Source organism: Halobaculum marinum, assembly GCF_029338555.1.
GTDB classification, from domain to species: domain Archaea; phylum Halobacteriota; class Halobacteria; order Halobacteriales; family Haloferacaceae; genus Halobaculum; species Halobaculum marinum.
The window spans coordinates 1,522,596-1,535,672 of record NZ_CP119989.1 but is presented as its reverse complement, the minus strand read 5'-3'; the positions used below and the strand labels follow the sequence as shown (position 1 = coordinate 1,535,672).

The 13,077-nt window shown below is 70.3% G+C and carries 17 protein-coding genes and 2 tRNA genes; 10 read left to right on the top strand and 9 right to left on the bottom strand.

Annotation, left to right across the window (positions count from 1 at the left end; all coding sequences use genetic code 11):
- Window positions 1-54: 54 nt before the first annotated feature.
- Window positions 55-128, top strand: a tRNA-Lys gene (locus tag P0R32_RS07935).
- 216 nt (window positions 129-344) lie between these two features.
- Here P0R32_RS07935 and P0R32_RS07930 read toward each other — a convergent pair.
- Genes P0R32_RS07930 through P0R32_RS07920 form a run of 3 tightly spaced genes read right to left on the bottom strand, consistent with a single transcriptional unit; the run spans window position 345 to window position 1,729 of the window.
- Window positions 345-722: a hypothetical protein gene (locus P0R32_RS07930; protein ID WP_276236410.1), complete on the bottom strand. Its 378-nt coding sequence runs from the start codon at window positions 720-722 to the stop codon at window positions 345-347.
- A 60-nt stretch (window positions 723-782) separates the two neighbouring features.
- The gene (locus P0R32_RS07925; protein ID WP_276236409.1) at window positions 783-1,217 is read right to left on the bottom strand and encodes a pyridoxamine 5'-phosphate oxidase family protein; all 435 of its coding nucleotides are present in this window, start codon (window positions 1,215-1,217) and stop codon (window positions 783-785) included.
- Window positions 1,218-1,267: 50 nt separating this feature from the next.
- Window positions 1,268-1,729, bottom strand: a complete 462-nt coding sequence (locus P0R32_RS07920) for an acyl-CoA thioesterase (protein WP_276236407.1) — start codon at window positions 1,727-1,729, stop codon at window positions 1,268-1,270.
- Window positions 1,730-1,817: 88 nt separating this feature from the next.
- Between P0R32_RS07920 and P0R32_RS07915 the strand changes: the two genes are divergently transcribed.
- Window positions 1,818-3,074: an MFS transporter gene (locus tag P0R32_RS07915; RefSeq protein WP_276236406.1), complete on the top strand. Its 1,257-nt coding sequence runs from the start codon at window positions 1,818-1,820 to the stop codon at window positions 3,072-3,074.
- Window positions 3,075-3,116: 42 nt separating this feature from the next.
- Here the strand turns inward: P0R32_RS07915 and P0R32_RS07910 are convergent, their stop codons facing one another.
- The 3 genes from P0R32_RS07910 to P0R32_RS07900 form a co-directional block, all read right to left on the bottom strand.
- Window positions 3,117-3,623 (bottom strand): universal stress protein, encoded by a 507-nt coding sequence (locus P0R32_RS07910; RefSeq protein ID WP_276236405.1) that lies wholly within the window; start codon window positions 3,621-3,623, stop codon window positions 3,117-3,119.
- Window positions 3,624-3,694: 71 nt separating this feature from the next.
- Window positions 3,695-3,922: a hypothetical protein gene (locus P0R32_RS07905; protein ID WP_276236404.1), complete on the bottom strand. Its 228-nt coding sequence runs from the start codon at window positions 3,920-3,922 to the stop codon at window positions 3,695-3,697.
- 87 nt (window positions 3,923-4,009) lie between these two features.
- Window positions 4,010-5,212 carry a pyridoxal-phosphate-dependent aminotransferase family protein gene (locus tag P0R32_RS07900; protein ID WP_276236403.1) on the bottom strand — a complete coding sequence of 401 codons (1,203 nt, stop codon included), beginning with the start codon at window positions 5,210-5,212 and terminating at the stop codon, window positions 4,010-4,012.
- 95 nt (window positions 5,213-5,307) lie between these two features.
- Between P0R32_RS07900 and P0R32_RS07895 the strand changes: the two genes are divergently transcribed.
- From P0R32_RS07895 to P0R32_RS07870, 6 genes are all read left to right on the top strand, one after another.
- On the top strand, window positions 5,308-6,207 hold the full coding sequence (locus P0R32_RS07895) for an NOP5/NOP56 family protein (RefSeq protein WP_276236402.1): 900 nt from the start codon (window positions 5,308-5,310) through the stop codon (window positions 6,205-6,207).
- Window positions 6,200-6,835 carry a fibrillarin-like rRNA/tRNA 2'-O-methyltransferase gene (locus P0R32_RS07890; RefSeq protein ID WP_276236401.1) on the top strand — a complete coding sequence of 212 codons (636 nt, stop codon included), beginning with the start codon at window positions 6,200-6,202 and terminating at the stop codon, window positions 6,833-6,835. The genes P0R32_RS07895 and P0R32_RS07890 overlap by 8 nt, the downstream gene beginning before the upstream one ends.
- Before the next feature lie 124 nt (window positions 6,836-6,959).
- Window positions 6,960-8,072: a glutamate--cysteine ligase gene (locus P0R32_RS07885; RefSeq protein ID WP_276236400.1), complete on the top strand. Its 1,113-nt coding sequence runs from the start codon at window positions 6,960-6,962 to the stop codon at window positions 8,070-8,072.
- A gap of 88 nt (window positions 8,073-8,160) precedes the next feature.
- Window positions 8,161-8,685 carry a helix-turn-helix domain-containing protein gene (locus P0R32_RS07880; RefSeq protein ID WP_390218581.1) on the top strand — a complete coding sequence of 175 codons (525 nt, stop codon included), beginning with the start codon at window positions 8,161-8,163 and terminating at the stop codon, window positions 8,683-8,685.
- A gap of 181 nt (window positions 8,686-8,866) precedes the next feature.
- Complete coding sequence (locus P0R32_RS07875; protein ID WP_276236399.1) at window positions 8,867-9,367, top strand: phosphopantetheine adenylyltransferase; 501 nt, start codon at window positions 8,867-8,869, stop codon at window positions 9,365-9,367.
- Window positions 9,368-9,583 carry a hypothetical protein gene (locus P0R32_RS07870; RefSeq protein ID WP_276236398.1) on the top strand — a complete coding sequence of 72 codons (216 nt, stop codon included), beginning with the start codon at window positions 9,368-9,370 and terminating at the stop codon, window positions 9,581-9,583. It abuts the gene before it with no gap.
- A gap of 30 nt (window positions 9,584-9,613) precedes the next feature.
- Here the strand turns inward: P0R32_RS07870 and P0R32_RS07865 are convergent, their stop codons facing one another.
- Window positions 9,614-9,922, bottom strand: coding sequence for a cyclin family protein (locus tag P0R32_RS07865; RefSeq protein ID WP_276236397.1), 309 nt, complete (start codon window positions 9,920-9,922; stop codon window positions 9,614-9,616).
- An 84-nt stretch (window positions 9,923-10,006) separates the two neighbouring features.
- Between P0R32_RS07865 and P0R32_RS07860 the strand changes: the two genes are divergently transcribed.
- Both P0R32_RS07860 and P0R32_RS07855 read left to right on the top strand, forming a co-directional pair.
- Window positions 10,007-10,091 (top strand) — tRNA-Leu (locus P0R32_RS07860).
- 346 nt (window positions 10,092-10,437) lie between these two features.
- Window positions 10,438-11,583 carry a GNAT family N-acetyltransferase gene (locus tag P0R32_RS07855; protein ID WP_276236396.1) on the top strand — a complete coding sequence of 382 codons (1,146 nt, stop codon included), beginning with the start codon at window positions 10,438-10,440 and terminating at the stop codon, window positions 11,581-11,583.
- Between the two features lie 48 nt (window positions 11,584-11,631).
- Here P0R32_RS07855 and P0R32_RS07850 read toward each other — a convergent pair whose 3' ends face one another.
- A complete protein-coding gene (locus P0R32_RS07850) occupies window positions 11,632-11,973 on the bottom strand; it encodes a HalOD1 output domain-containing protein (protein WP_276236394.1) in 342 nt (113 codons plus the stop codon).
- Window positions 11,974-12,020: 47 nt separating this feature from the next.
- Window positions 12,021-12,953: a helix-turn-helix domain-containing protein gene (locus P0R32_RS07845; RefSeq protein WP_276236392.1), complete on the bottom strand. Its 933-nt coding sequence runs from the start codon at window positions 12,951-12,953 to the stop codon at window positions 12,021-12,023.
- Between the last annotated feature and the right edge of the window lie 124 nt (window positions 12,954-13,077).

Here is a 13,077-nt window from a genome sequence, read left to right as displayed (position 1 = left end):
GCCGTCCGGGAAACGGAAGGCATTTTACCGTCCCCCCGGTTCTTGGGAACGCAAGGGCTTGTAGCTCAGTCAGGGAGAGCGACGGACTCTTAATCCGTCGGTCGGGGGTTCAACTCCCTCCAAGCCCGTTCTTCGAGGCGCACTGTGAGGAGATCCGGGAGCGGAGCGCACGGGTCGAGGAACCGCACCGACTAACGGTCGTCCGAGGGAGTTGAAGCAGGGAGGTCACGCACAGGCGAGCGAAGCGAGCCGAGCACGTCCGACCGTGGTTCAACTCCCTCCAAGCCCGTACTTCTCGCGGCGCACCACACGACTTCGGAGCGTCTCAGCTCCACGTAGGATCGTCAACGGTCGATGGCTTCCAACTCGTCGAGTTGCCCAGCCACCACCCGCAACTCAGCGAGCACGTCGGCGGGGTCGTCGGTTCCGCCGAGGAACGTCTGGTCGGTCGTGAACGACACCCAGCCGTCGCGCGGTCCCCACACCTCGCGGTCGAAGTTGAGGTCCCACGCCGCCGGCGGTCCCGGCAACGCGGTCGTCGTGAACCCGCGGAAGAACGTCGAGACGGAGCCGCCGTCGCCGAGGACGACCGCGTCCGTCACGTCCGACGCCGCGGCGTCGAGCGCGGTTGGCGGTCCGGCGACGACAAGTCGCCGGTCGCCGTGGTCGTCGCTGACAACGATTTCTTCGTCGAGTACCTGCGGCGGCCGTGGTGAACTCACTGCCGCGGGGTTTGACCTCACAGGAATAAGCCTACCGCCGGGTGCGACTTCGGGCGCCGCTCAAAACTCTGTCAGGCTCACGCTCCCCACGTCGACGCGAACCAGCCCCTCGCTCGACACCGTGGCCTCGTCGTCCGCGTCGTCGCCGCCGAGTGCGTCTGGGTCGGCCTCGTGCATCGCGTACGTCGCCGCCAAGCGGCGCTCCACCCACGCCGCACGCGCGTCGTCGTCGACCCGGTGGGCGGTGCCGAAGACGGTCGCCTGCCAGTCGACGGTGCCGGCGCGGTCGGCGGACTCGACCGACAGCGCGACGCGAGGGTTGCGAGCGAGGTTCTCCAGCTTTCTGCCGCCGGTGAACAGCCACAGCGCGTCAGCGTCGTCGTCGAGGACGAACCACACCGGCGCGACGTGCGGGCGGTCGTCGACGGCGGTCGCGAGGTGGGCCGACAACGCGAGGTCGTCGAGGTGCGCCCGGAGGGTGTCGAGGTCGCTCACACCCGAGGTACGCGACGCACCGAGGTATCGGTTGCTCCCGGCCCAGCGCCTCACTCGGTCGACTCGCCCGAACCGTCCGACTCGGCCGCCAGCGCCGCCCGACGGAGGTCCGCTTCGCGCTCGCTCTCGACGGTCAACTCCGGCACCGGCGTCGGGCGGCGCTCCTCGTCGAGCGCGACGAACACGAACGTCGCCTCCGTCGTCAACTCGCGCTCGCCCGTCTCCGGCGTCTCGCGAAACGCCCGAAGGCGGACGCGAACGGAGGTTCTACCGGTCGCGTACACGTACGACTCGATGACGCAGGTGTCGCCGCGTGGGATCGGCCGCGCGAAGTCGAGGCGGTCGATGCTGGCGGTGACGCACGGGTGGCCCGCGAGGCGCATCGCCGACATCGCGCCGACCTCGTCCATCCACTTGGCGACGTTGCCGCCGTGGGCCGTGTCGTAGTTGTTCGTGTCGTCCGGCTGGACGCGTTCGCGATTCTCGATGTACGTGTCGAGCAGCGTGACCATACGCGGGAGACGGCGCCCCGGGTGAAGAGCGTCCGTGTCGACCGCGACGGTTCGACGGCCATTTGACTCCCCCCGCGAACGGCGACACGTGACCGACTCGTCCGCCTCGCGCCTCCAGTTCTGGACGCTGTACCTCTCGCGGTTCGCCGGCGGCTTCGGGAGCATCGCGCTCATCATCGTCCTCCCGAAGATCGCCACCGACCTCGGCATCGACGGCGTCGCGTTCGGCTTCCTGTACGCGGCGTACACGCTGGCACAGACGGTCGCGGTCGTGCCGCTGGCGTGGGCGGGCGACCGCTACGACAAACGCCTCGTGCTCCTCGGCACACTCGCCGTCGGGATCGCGACGTACGCGGCGTTCAGCGTCGTCACCGACGGCACGGGCCTGCTCGCGGTGCGGGCGATGCAGGGCATCGTGTTCACCGGGATGGGGCTGATGACGCTCGGACTGGTCGGCGAACTCGCGACGAAACAGAGTCGCGCGAGCCACATCGGCCGCGCCAACGCGGCGTCGTTCGCGGCGTCGATCATCGGCGGCCTCTCGGCGGGCTTTCTCTACGACTACTTCGGCGGGTCGCGCGAACTGTTCTTGCTCATCACCGGCCTGTACGTGATCACGTTCCTCGGCACCGGCCTCCTGCTGTCCGAAGACGAGACGCGCGTCGAGGGGTTCCCCTTCACCGACCTCGCGCTCAACCGCCGCATCCTCACGCTCACCTCCTTCCGTGCGCAGTACGCGGTCGCCGTGATGATGGTCCGCAACTGGATCCCCGTGTTCGCAGGGTACGCGGCCGCCAGCGGCGGGTTGGCGATGCCGGCGTTCGCCGTCTCCGTCATTACCGTCTCGGAGAAGTTCACCAACATGCTCCTCCAGCCGTACACCGGTCGCCTCTCGGACACCACGGGGCGCTCGCTGTTCGTGTTCGCCGGCGGCGGCGCCTACGGGGTGGTCGCCGTGCTGGTCCCGTTCACGCCGATGGTCGGCGACCTCCTCGGCCTCCCCTCGTCGCTGCCGGTGCTCGGCGTCGTCTCGGCGGCCTTCCTCCCGCTCCTCGTGTTGAACGCGGGACTCGGCATCGCCGACAGTTTCCGCGAACCCGCGAGTATGGCGCTGTTCGCCGACGAGGGGAGCGACGGCGACGGCGTCGCCTCCAGTTTCGGCATCCGAGAACTCGTGTGGCGACCTGGATCGGTCATCGCCCCCGTCGCGGCCGGGTGGCTGATGGGGTCGGTTGGAATGGAGTGGGTGTTCTACGTGGGCGGCGGCTTCGCGGTCCTCGGCGCGCTCACGTTCCTGGGCGTGCTCCGCCACTACCACGGCGCGAGCGCGCTCAGGGAGTGGTAGCCGGGGCGGACACCACCCGACGGCGACGCGGTTCGGACCTGCTCACACCATCGGCTCGCCCGCCTCGTCGACGGGCGTCTTCACGACCAGCACGGGCCGGTCGCTCGCGCGGACGACGCGCTCGGTGACGCTGCCGACGAGCATCCGGTACTCGTCGGGGCGACGCTGGCTCCCCGCCACGACCAGGTCGGCGTCGATGTCGTCGGCGACCTCCAGGATGGTCTCCTCGGGGGTGCCGTGCTGGAGGTGCGTCTCCACGCGGACGCCAGCGGCCTCACCGCGCTCGCGCACGTCTGCGAGTGTCTCCTCGCCGACGTCTTCGAAACCGTACTCCGGCCCCTCGTGGCCGTCGACGTACTCGTCGCCCGAGTACGTCGTGATGGCGGCCTCGTCGACGACGAACAGCGCGTGCAGGGTCGCCTCGCGCTCGACGGCGACGTCCAGGTCGTCGAGCAGTCGGGCGCGGTCGGCCGCCAACTCCAGCGCGTGTTCGGTGGCGTTGATCGACGCGACGCCCCCGTTGGTCGCCAGCAGAATGTCCTCGTACATACGTTCTCGTGTTGGTGTGGTGGGGTGAAAAAGAGGTCGCCGCCTCCCCGTCTCCGGGATCCGTCGACGGTCTACGCGAACAACTCCAGCAGTTCTAACAGGATCCCGGGGATGGTCGCCAGCAGCACCCCCGCGACCATCAACAGCGCCGGGAGCCACAGCAGTCCCGCGCTCGTGAACAGCCACAGGCCGGCGCCACCGAGCGCGAGGAGGATGCCGACCACCCTGAGTAGCCAGACGACTGCCCCCTCCAGTTCCGAGTCCGCCACGACCTCCGCGGCCTCGAGTACCTCGTCCATGCGCCCCGCTTGTGCCCACGCCTCGCACTTGGGGCTGGTGGCCAGGGTGTGTGGGTGTGGCGTGGCGAGTCGGGGTGGTCGGGTCGCTTACAGTCGCTGGGCGGTCGCCTCGACGCCTGCGCCAACGTCCACGTCGGCGCCGTGTTCGGCGAGCGTCTGGCCGAGCGCGGAGACGAGCAGCGAGACGTTCTCCGGGCGTGCGGAGTGACCCATGCAGCCGATACGGAAGATCTCACCCTCCAGATCGCCGAGCCCGGAGACGATCTCGAGGTCGTACTGCTCCAGCAGGTCCGCGATGACGGCGCCGTCGTCCACGCCCTCCGGGACGCGGACGGCGTTGAGGCTCGGCAGCCAGAACTCGTCGTCCGCGTTCATCTCCAGCCCCATCGCCTCGACGCCCGCCTTCAGGGCGCCCGCAGTGTCACGGTGGCGCTGCCAGCGCGACTCGATCCCTTCCTCGGCGACGAGGCGCAGCGCCTCGCGCAGCGCGTACACGTTCGTGATCGGCGCGGTGTGGTGGTACGCGCGCTCCTCGCCCCAGTACCCCTCCAGCAGCGAGAGGTCGAGGTACCACGACCGCGACGGCTCCTCCCGGGAGAGCACCTTGTCCATCGCGCGGTCGTTGAGCGTCAGCGGCGACGCGCCCGGCGGGCACGAGAGGCACTTCTGCGGCCCGGAGTAGGCGACGTCGACGTCCCACTCGTCGACCTTCAGCGAGACGCCACCCAGCGAGGTGACGCAGTCGGCGATCACGTACGCGTCGTGGTCGTGGGCGATGCTCGTCAGTTCGGGCACGTCGGGCTGGCGGACACCCGTCGAGGTCTCGGCGTGGACGAAGCCGAACACGTCGGGCTGGTGTTCGTCGAAGGCGGCTTCCACGTCGACGGGGTCGAGCGGCTCCCCCCACGGTGCGTCGACCTCGACGACGTTACCCCCGGCGCGGCGGGCCATCTCGGCCATCCGCCCGCCGAAGTAGCCGTTCGTCGGGACGAGCATCGTGTCGTCCGGTTCGACGAGGTTGCCGATGGCGGCCTCCATCGACGCCGACCCGGTGCCGGAGACGGGGATGGTCCACTGGTTGTCGGTCTGGAACGTGTACCGGAGCAGTTCCTGCGTCTCGTCCATGATCTCGACGAACGAGGGGTCGAGGTGGCCGACCAGCGGCGTGCTCATCGCGCGGAGCACGCGCGGGTGGACGTCGCTCGGGCCCGGCCCCATCAGGGTCCGGGTCGGCGGCGTCAATTCGCTGACGTCGGGCGCCTCGAAACGGTCGAGTTCCGGCTGTTGCATGGGCGAGGTGTGCGGCGTAGCGGCCAAAGGTTACTCGGTTCGTATCCGCGCCCGCGGAGACAACGCTAATCAACGGTCGACGGGAACGGACGTGCATGACCACAGACGACGACGCCGCGGGCCGCGCTCCCGGCGACGCCGCCGGGGCCGAGGCGGCGGCGTGGTTCGCCGTCGGCGACGACGAGTCGCCCGCGGACCGCGTCCGCGACGGCACGGCGGCCGCGCCGGCAGACTGGCCGGCGCTGGCCGTCGAGTCGGGCGCCGCGACCGACGAAGAGGACTACTACGAACAACTCCGCGAGGCGACCGTCGAGGCGACTCGCGCCGCGGTGGACGAGCGCGAGCGCGCCGACGACCGCCAACTGCTCCACGCGGTCCGCGCGATGGACGACGCCGAGCGCGTCGCCAACGAACTCGCGGAGCGCGTGTCCGAGTGGGCCGGGACGCTGTTCGAGGACGCCGGCACGGGTGTCGACGGCTGTGTGGCCCTCGCCGAGCGCGACCCGGAGGGCCCCGCCGAGGAGCGCGTCGTCTCGCTGGCGACGCGGGTCGCCGACCTCGCTGCCGAAGCGGACGAGTTGGAGGCCTTCATTGAGTCGCGCGCGCCCGTCGCCGCACCGAACCTCGCGGCGCTCGCGGGGCCGGTGCTGGCCGCGCGACTCATCTCGCTGGCGGGCGGGCTGGAGCCGCTGGCGAAGAAGCCCTCCGGCACGCTCCAGGTGCTCGGCGCAGAGGACGCGCTGTTCGCGCACCTGCGCGGTCACGGCTCCTCGCCGAAACACGGCGTCATCTACACCCACGAGTACGTCCGCGGCACCCGACCCGAAGACCGCGGGTCGGCCTCGCGCGCGCTGGCGGGCAAACTGACCATCGCCGCTCGGATCGACCACTACTCGGGCGACTACCGGCCCGAGTTGGAGGCGGAGTTGGACGAGCGCATGCAGACCATCCGCGCCCGCGCCGAGGACGACGACGGAGGTGCCGACGATGAGTGAGCACCTCCCCGACGGGGTGGAGCGACGCGAGTTCGACGGTCGCGAGCGGCTCTGTACCCGCGGCGAACCAGTGTACGGTGAGCCGACTGACGACGGGTGGCGCGCGTGGGACGCCGGGCGCTCGAAACTCGGCGGGATGCTCGAACTCGGGATGGACACCGGCCTCGTCGGCGACGAGACGGTGCTCTACCTCGGTGCCGCGAACGGCACGACCGTGAGCCACGTCGCCGACTTCGCCGGACCGACGTACGCCGTCGAGTTCTCGCCGCGCCCCGTCCGCGACCTGCTCGACGCCTGCGAGTCGCGCGCGACCCTGTTCCCCCTCCTCAAAGACGCCCGCCGCCCGGAGACGTACGCCCACGTCGTCGAGGCCGACTGCGACGTGCTCGTGCAGGACGTGGCGACTCGCGGCCAGGCCGACGTGGCCGTCCGCAACCGGCAGTTCCTCGCCGACGACGGCAGACTCCTGCTGGCGGTGAAGGCCCGTTCTGAGGACGTCGCCGCCGACCCCAATGCGGTGTTCGACGAGGTGCTCGGGGACCTCCGCGAGATGTACGAGGTGCTGGAGACGCGCGAGTTAGACCGGTTCCACGAGGACCACCTCGGCGTCGTCGCGACGCCGAAGTGACGGCGGCGGGCGCCACACCGCCGCTCGACGACGGAGGCGACCGGCCCACCGGACTGTCACGGCGACGGACACGTGCCACCCGGTTTCCCGACCTATTTATCGCCCCACGTCCAAGCCGTCGCCGATGGACACGGGTTCGGCCGCGGCGTTCGATCGGATGGGCACCCTCGGTGTCGAGGAGGAGTTCTACGTCGTCGACGGCGACGGGCGCCCGACCGCCGGGAGCGACGAACTCGTCTACGGCGACCGTGAGCCGCCCGAACCGCTCGGGGGACGCATCGACCACGAACTGTTCAAGTCCGTCGTCGAGACCCAGACCCCGTTGATCGAAGACCCCGGGTCGGTCCGGGACAACGTCGTCGCCGTCCGCGAGGCGCTCGTCGAGCACGCCGCGTCGTACGACCTGCAGGTCGCCGCCGCCGGCCTCCACCCGGCGGCGGTGTGGCGCGAACTCGACCACGCCGAGAAGCCCCGGTACCGCTCGCAACTCGACCGCATCCAGTACCCGCAACACCGGAACACGACCGCCGGACTGCACGTCCACGTCGGCGTCGACGACGCGGACAAGGCGACGTGGGTCGCGAACGAACTCCGGTGGTCCCTCCCGCCGATGCTCGCGCTGTCGGCCAACTCCCCGTTCTGGAACGGCTTCGACACCGGGTTGGCGTCGGCTCGCGCGAAGGTGTTCGAGAACCTCCCGAACACCGGGATGCCGGGCTACTTCGACTCCTTCGAGGCCTACGAGTCGTTCGAGCGCCGGATGGTCGAGCACGGCTCGATCGAAGACCGCGGCGAACTGTGGTTCGACGTGCGCCCCCACACGGGGCACGGCACCGTCGAGGTGCGCACGCCCGACGCCCAGTCGGACCCGGACGTCACCGTCGCGTTCGTCGAGTGGGTCCACGCGCTCGTCACCGACCTCGCCGAGCGCTACGAGGACGAGAGCGACCCCGACGCCGGGTTCGGCGGCGACCACGGCCTCCGGCGCGAACTCCTCGACGAGAACAAGTGGCGGGCGATGCGCCACGGGGAAGACGCCACCTTCGTCGCTCGCGACGGCGAGTCGGTCGTCGACATCCCGACGGTCGTCGAGCGCGCGTGCGACCGCCTCGGCGTCGAAGGCCCCCGGTTCCTGCTGGAGCGCGAGTCGGGGTCGGCGCGCCAGCGCAGGATCCGAGAGAACGACGGGATAGCGGCGCTGTGTCACGACTTGCTGCTCGACGAGCACGGTCGCTGACCGAGGAACACGCGTCGGTCGCGTTATCGGGAACCGATACGGGCGACGGGGTTTTCACTACGGAGTTCTGACCGCCGAAACGCGACATATGTCTACGGACGAGGCCCCCGAGGACGGCGGCGACGCGGAGAACACCGCCGACGAGAACTCCCCGCGCGGGGAGCTACGCGAGGCTGCCGAGCGGCTCGAAGAGGGCGCCACCGAGGTCGCCGGCGGGTTCGACGAACGGATCGTCGACCTGCTCTCGTGGCTGCTCGACACGGAGACGCGCGCTCGGATCTACGTGTACCTCCGTGAACACCCCGGGTCGACGAGCGACGAGGTCGCCGAAGGGACGGGGCTGTACCCCAGCACCGTCCGCGAGGCGCTGGCGGAGCTCCACGGCGAGGAGACGGTGACGCGGACGAAACGTGAGGCGGCGGGCGCTGGCAACAACCCCTACGAGTACGAGGCGATCGAACCGTCGGAACTCGTCGAGGGCGTCGTCGGCGAGGTGCAAGACCAGTTGAACACCGTGTTCAACCTGGACGCCCAGTTGAGCGGGGACGGCGGCTCGGACGACGGCGACGACCCCGTCAGTATCTCCGTCGAGCGCCCCGACGACGAGGACTGACGACGGACCGGACCCGACGGTGGTCGTCTGCCGGCCGCCGGGCTCGCATCAATCGAGTACGCCGACGGTCCCCGGCGACCCCACCCACGACTGACAGACGGTCGTGGTCGTGCCCCACTCGTGCCGGCTACTCGACGGGGAGTAACGTCGCTTTTAGGTGCCGGGGCGCCCACCGGCGGGTATGCACGTCGCGCTGGGCGGGACGTTCGATCCGGTCCACGACGGCCACCGCGCGCTGTTCGAGCGCGCGTTCGAGCTCGGGGACCTCACCGTCGGGCTCACCTCCGACGAGTTGGCCCCGAAGACCCGTCACACGGACCGCTACGTCCGCCCGTTCGCCGACCGGAAGCGCGACCTCGACGCGGAGTTGGCGCCGCTGGCCGCCGAACACGACCGCGAGTACGAGATTCGCGAACTCACGAAGCCCACGGGCATCGCCGTCGAACCGGGGTTCGACGCGCTGATCGTCTCCCCCGAGACGCAGTCGGGCGCCGAGCGGGTCAACGAGATTCGCGAGCAGAAGGGGCTCCCCAGCCTCCGGATCGAGGTCGTCGACCACGTCCCCGCCGAGGACGGCAAGCGCATCTCCTCGACGCGGATCGTGCGTGGCGAGATCGACCGCCACGGCAACGTCACCCCCGAGCGCGAGGGGCGCGGCACCGCGCCGCCGGACGCGGAGTAGATGGACGCCGCCGGCTGGCTCGCCCGTCGGTCGCGCTCCACGCAGTTGCTCCTCGTCGGCGGCCTCGCCTTGCTCGTCGGGTACCAGGCGATCCGTGTCGCCGGGCGCGACCCCGACAGCCTCCTCGCGTACGTCGGCGGCGCGCTGTTCCTCGTCGGCCAACTCGCGGCGTTCGCGGGGCTGGCCCTGCTGGCGTATCGACTCCTCACCGAGTAGGCCGCATCGAGCGCGGCGCCACCGCGCCGCTTACCACGTCGGTGGCCGGAAGCCGGCGTCTTCGAGCACGTCTTTCCAGTGCTGTTGGACCGAGAGGCGAGTGACGTCCATCGCGTCGGCGACGGCGGTCTGCGGGCGCTCGTCGCCGGCGATCAGCGCGCCGGCGTACAGCGACGCGGCGGCCATCGCGGGTTTCGAGCGGTCCGCCTCCGGCACGCCCGAGAGGAACAGGTCAGTCGCGTTCGAGCGGGCCTCCGGCGAGAGGTCGAGCGACTCGGCGGCCTGCCGGAGGCGCGCGAGCCACTCCTCGTTCTCGACCTCGTCACGTGCCCGGTACATCTGCCGGCGCTTCGCGGTCGCCGCGTATAAATCGTCGCCCCGGTTCGACAGCTACTTACGGCGATTCGGGGTACGTGGGGGCGAGCGCGGGTAGCCAAGCCAGGCCAACGGCGCAGCGCTTAGGACGCTGTCCCATAGGGGTCCGCCGGTTCGAATCCGGTCCCGCGCATTCTCCGGCTCGACCAAACGGGAGAGCCGTGAGAATCGACACGGAACGGGTTCGAACCAGGGAGGTCGCGCGGAGGCGAGCGGAAGCGAGCCGAGCACGTCCGACCGCGGTTCGAATCCGGTCCCGCGCATCTTCCTCCGTCACCGGCCGAAGCGCCTCGACCGACGAGCGACGCCACCCTTGCGTCGGCTGGTACTCGGGTCGCAACCGTATTCCCCCGAGGGTAAGACAAGCTTATCGACAGCAGCGAGCGCCCTGTGGCACGGTTGCGGCCCGTTGTCGTCTCGGATGCGGCGCGGAGAAGCCGCATCATTACCAACAAAGTAGCACGTGTCTGTCCGCCTCGATGGGACTGACGCAGACACAGGAACAGAACCAGGCGACGATTCGACCGTTCGAGCCGGGCGATACGGACGGATTCCTCGACCTGTACGAGGCGGTGTGGGGGCGCCGCAAGAGCGCCGAGTGGTTCGAGTGGCGCTTCGAGGCGAACCCCTACGTCGACGAGGTCCCGATGGTCGTCGCCGACGCGGACGGGCAGTTGGCCGGCGCGGAGCCGTGTGTGGTGTTCCCGCTCGCGGTCGGCGACGAGACCGTCATCGCGTTCCAGCCCGCCGACTGGATGGTCCACCCCGACCACCGGCGGCGGGGCTTGTTCACCCGGATGACCGAGCGCCTGCTCGAGGACTACGCAGACGGCCCCGAGTCCTGCTACTACAACTTCCCTTCAGACGCGATCATGCCCGGGCTCAAGAAGCTGGGCTGGCAGGAGATCGGCACGGTCCCCACCTACTACCGGATACAGGACGTCGAACGCCTCGCCGGCGCGCGACTGTCGACCGACCGACTCGCGGCGAAGGGGATGCTCGCCATCGGGCAGGCGGGCCTCTCGCTGGCCCGGGGCGTGTCGTCGCTCACCTCTCTCGGAGGTCCCAGCGAGTACACGGTCGAGCGCCACGAGACGGTGCCGGCCGAGACGCTGGTCCAGCTCTATGAGTCAGGCGTGCCCGACAGGGTCCATATCAGGCGTGACGAGGCGTTCTACAACTGGCGGTTCGGCAACCCTCGCTGGGAGACGACGACGTACCTCGCGAAGGCGGACGGCGGGGTCGTCGCGAGCGTCATCGCGGCGACGAGCGACGACGAGGACCTCCGACGCGTGTGGGTGCTGGACACCCTCCCGGCGGACGGGTCGGCGCCCGCGGACAGCTACGAGGCGCTGCTCTCGGCGGTCGTTGAGGACGGCGCCGACGCCGACGTGCTGAAGTGCTGTGGCGCCCCGATGCCGGCGACGGTGCTCGGTCGGTGCGGCTTCCGACCGGACGACGAGTTCCCCCTGTCGAGCCTCTCCTCGCGGACGAAGGCGGTCGTCAGGGCGCCGACGCCCGAAGACGGCGACCCGGTCGGGCGAGAGCCGTGGCTCGGGGCCGGTGTCGATCCCACGGATGGAGGCGCTTGGGCGGTCCAACTGTGTGGTCGGGACGTCGCTTGAGTCGCGCCGGGCGGCGACTGCCCCTGCCTCGTCGCGAACGGGGTTTCGTCAGCGCTCGGTGATCAGGAGTTCGCCGCCGCTCGAGGCCTCGATCCGACAGCCCCCGTAGTCGAAGCGGACGATCGCACCGACGTGTTCGGGTGCCGTGAGGACGGCGTCGAGCGCGTCCGCATCGATCGTCTCGTGTAGCGGGTCGAGATCCATCATCGACGTCCCAGTCACGGCGGCGACGGCTTCGACGACGAGGTACGAGACCGGTTCGGGATGGTCGCGTCGCTTCTGGACACGGTAGGCGTCCCGAAGCGGTTCGAATCGAACCCCGGCGACCGCGTCGAACTCTGCCACCACCCCAGCCCCCGCACCACCGGGAGCACGCACGCGCTCTTCCATGCTACCTAGACACCCCACTACCGCCCATAAACGGTCACGCTGACCAGTCAGAGCGCGTCGCGCTCGGTGGCGTCGAACAGCTGTCGGACGACCGCGAGTTCGGCGAGTCTGAGGTGGTGATTGAACGTCTGTCGAGTGATGCCCAGCGCCGTGGCGATGTCCTCGCCGGTGCTGTCACGAGGCACCGCGAAGTAGCCGCCGTAGTAGGCGGCCTCCAGCGCGGCACGCTGTTGGTCGGACAGCCGCTCGTTCACGAGGTCGCGGACGGCTCGCGGAGTGTACACCGCCCGCGTGCTCGTGAGTTCGGCGTCGGGCACCCACTCCCGGACGGTGTCGGTCACCTCGGCCACGTCTGTCGCCTTCGGCACCGTCCCGCGTATCCGGACCGTGCCGTCGAGCAGCGCACCACCGGTGACCCACCCGCCGAACGCCTCGAACAGGTTGGTGAGGTCGTCGCCGTCGATCCGTACTTCCACCCGGACGCGGTCCCCGTCGGTCGACAGGAGTCGCGCCCGAGACACCCCCGGGACCGTGCGGAGGGCCGCGAGGTAGCGCTTCGGCGACACGCCGCGAGCGGTGTAGTACTGGAGCATCCCGTCGCGCACTGGGACGACAGACTCGATGGTCGCGTCGATGCGGGCGTCGGTCGGGACCGTCTCTCCCTCGGGGGGGACCGCCTCGAACGCGTCGAGGAACGGCGTCGCCAGCGCCGTCGACCTGTACTCGACCTCGACGAGCGCGTCGTCGGTCGGTGCCCCCTCGCCGTCTGCGGGTCGCCACCAGGCTCTCCCGGCGCCGGGGAACGCCTTGCTCCGGACGCTCCCCGCGGCGGCGGCGGCCCGGAGGCGCCGTGTCGCCTCGTGCTCGTCGACCGCGAGGTGGCGGGCGACCTCGGCCGTCGAGAGCGGTTCGCCGGGGGCGACGCGCTCGAACACGTCGCCGAGACCCCCTCGCCGCCGTTCTCCCTCGCCACTCTCCATCGCTAAGCGAACGCCGTCAACGCTCGTATGTATTCCGGCGGCCGAGTCGTGCGGGCCGGTGCACGACGCGGGGGAGACGGCCGTACGCCGGACGCAAGACGGCGCCGAAACCGATATGAACGCG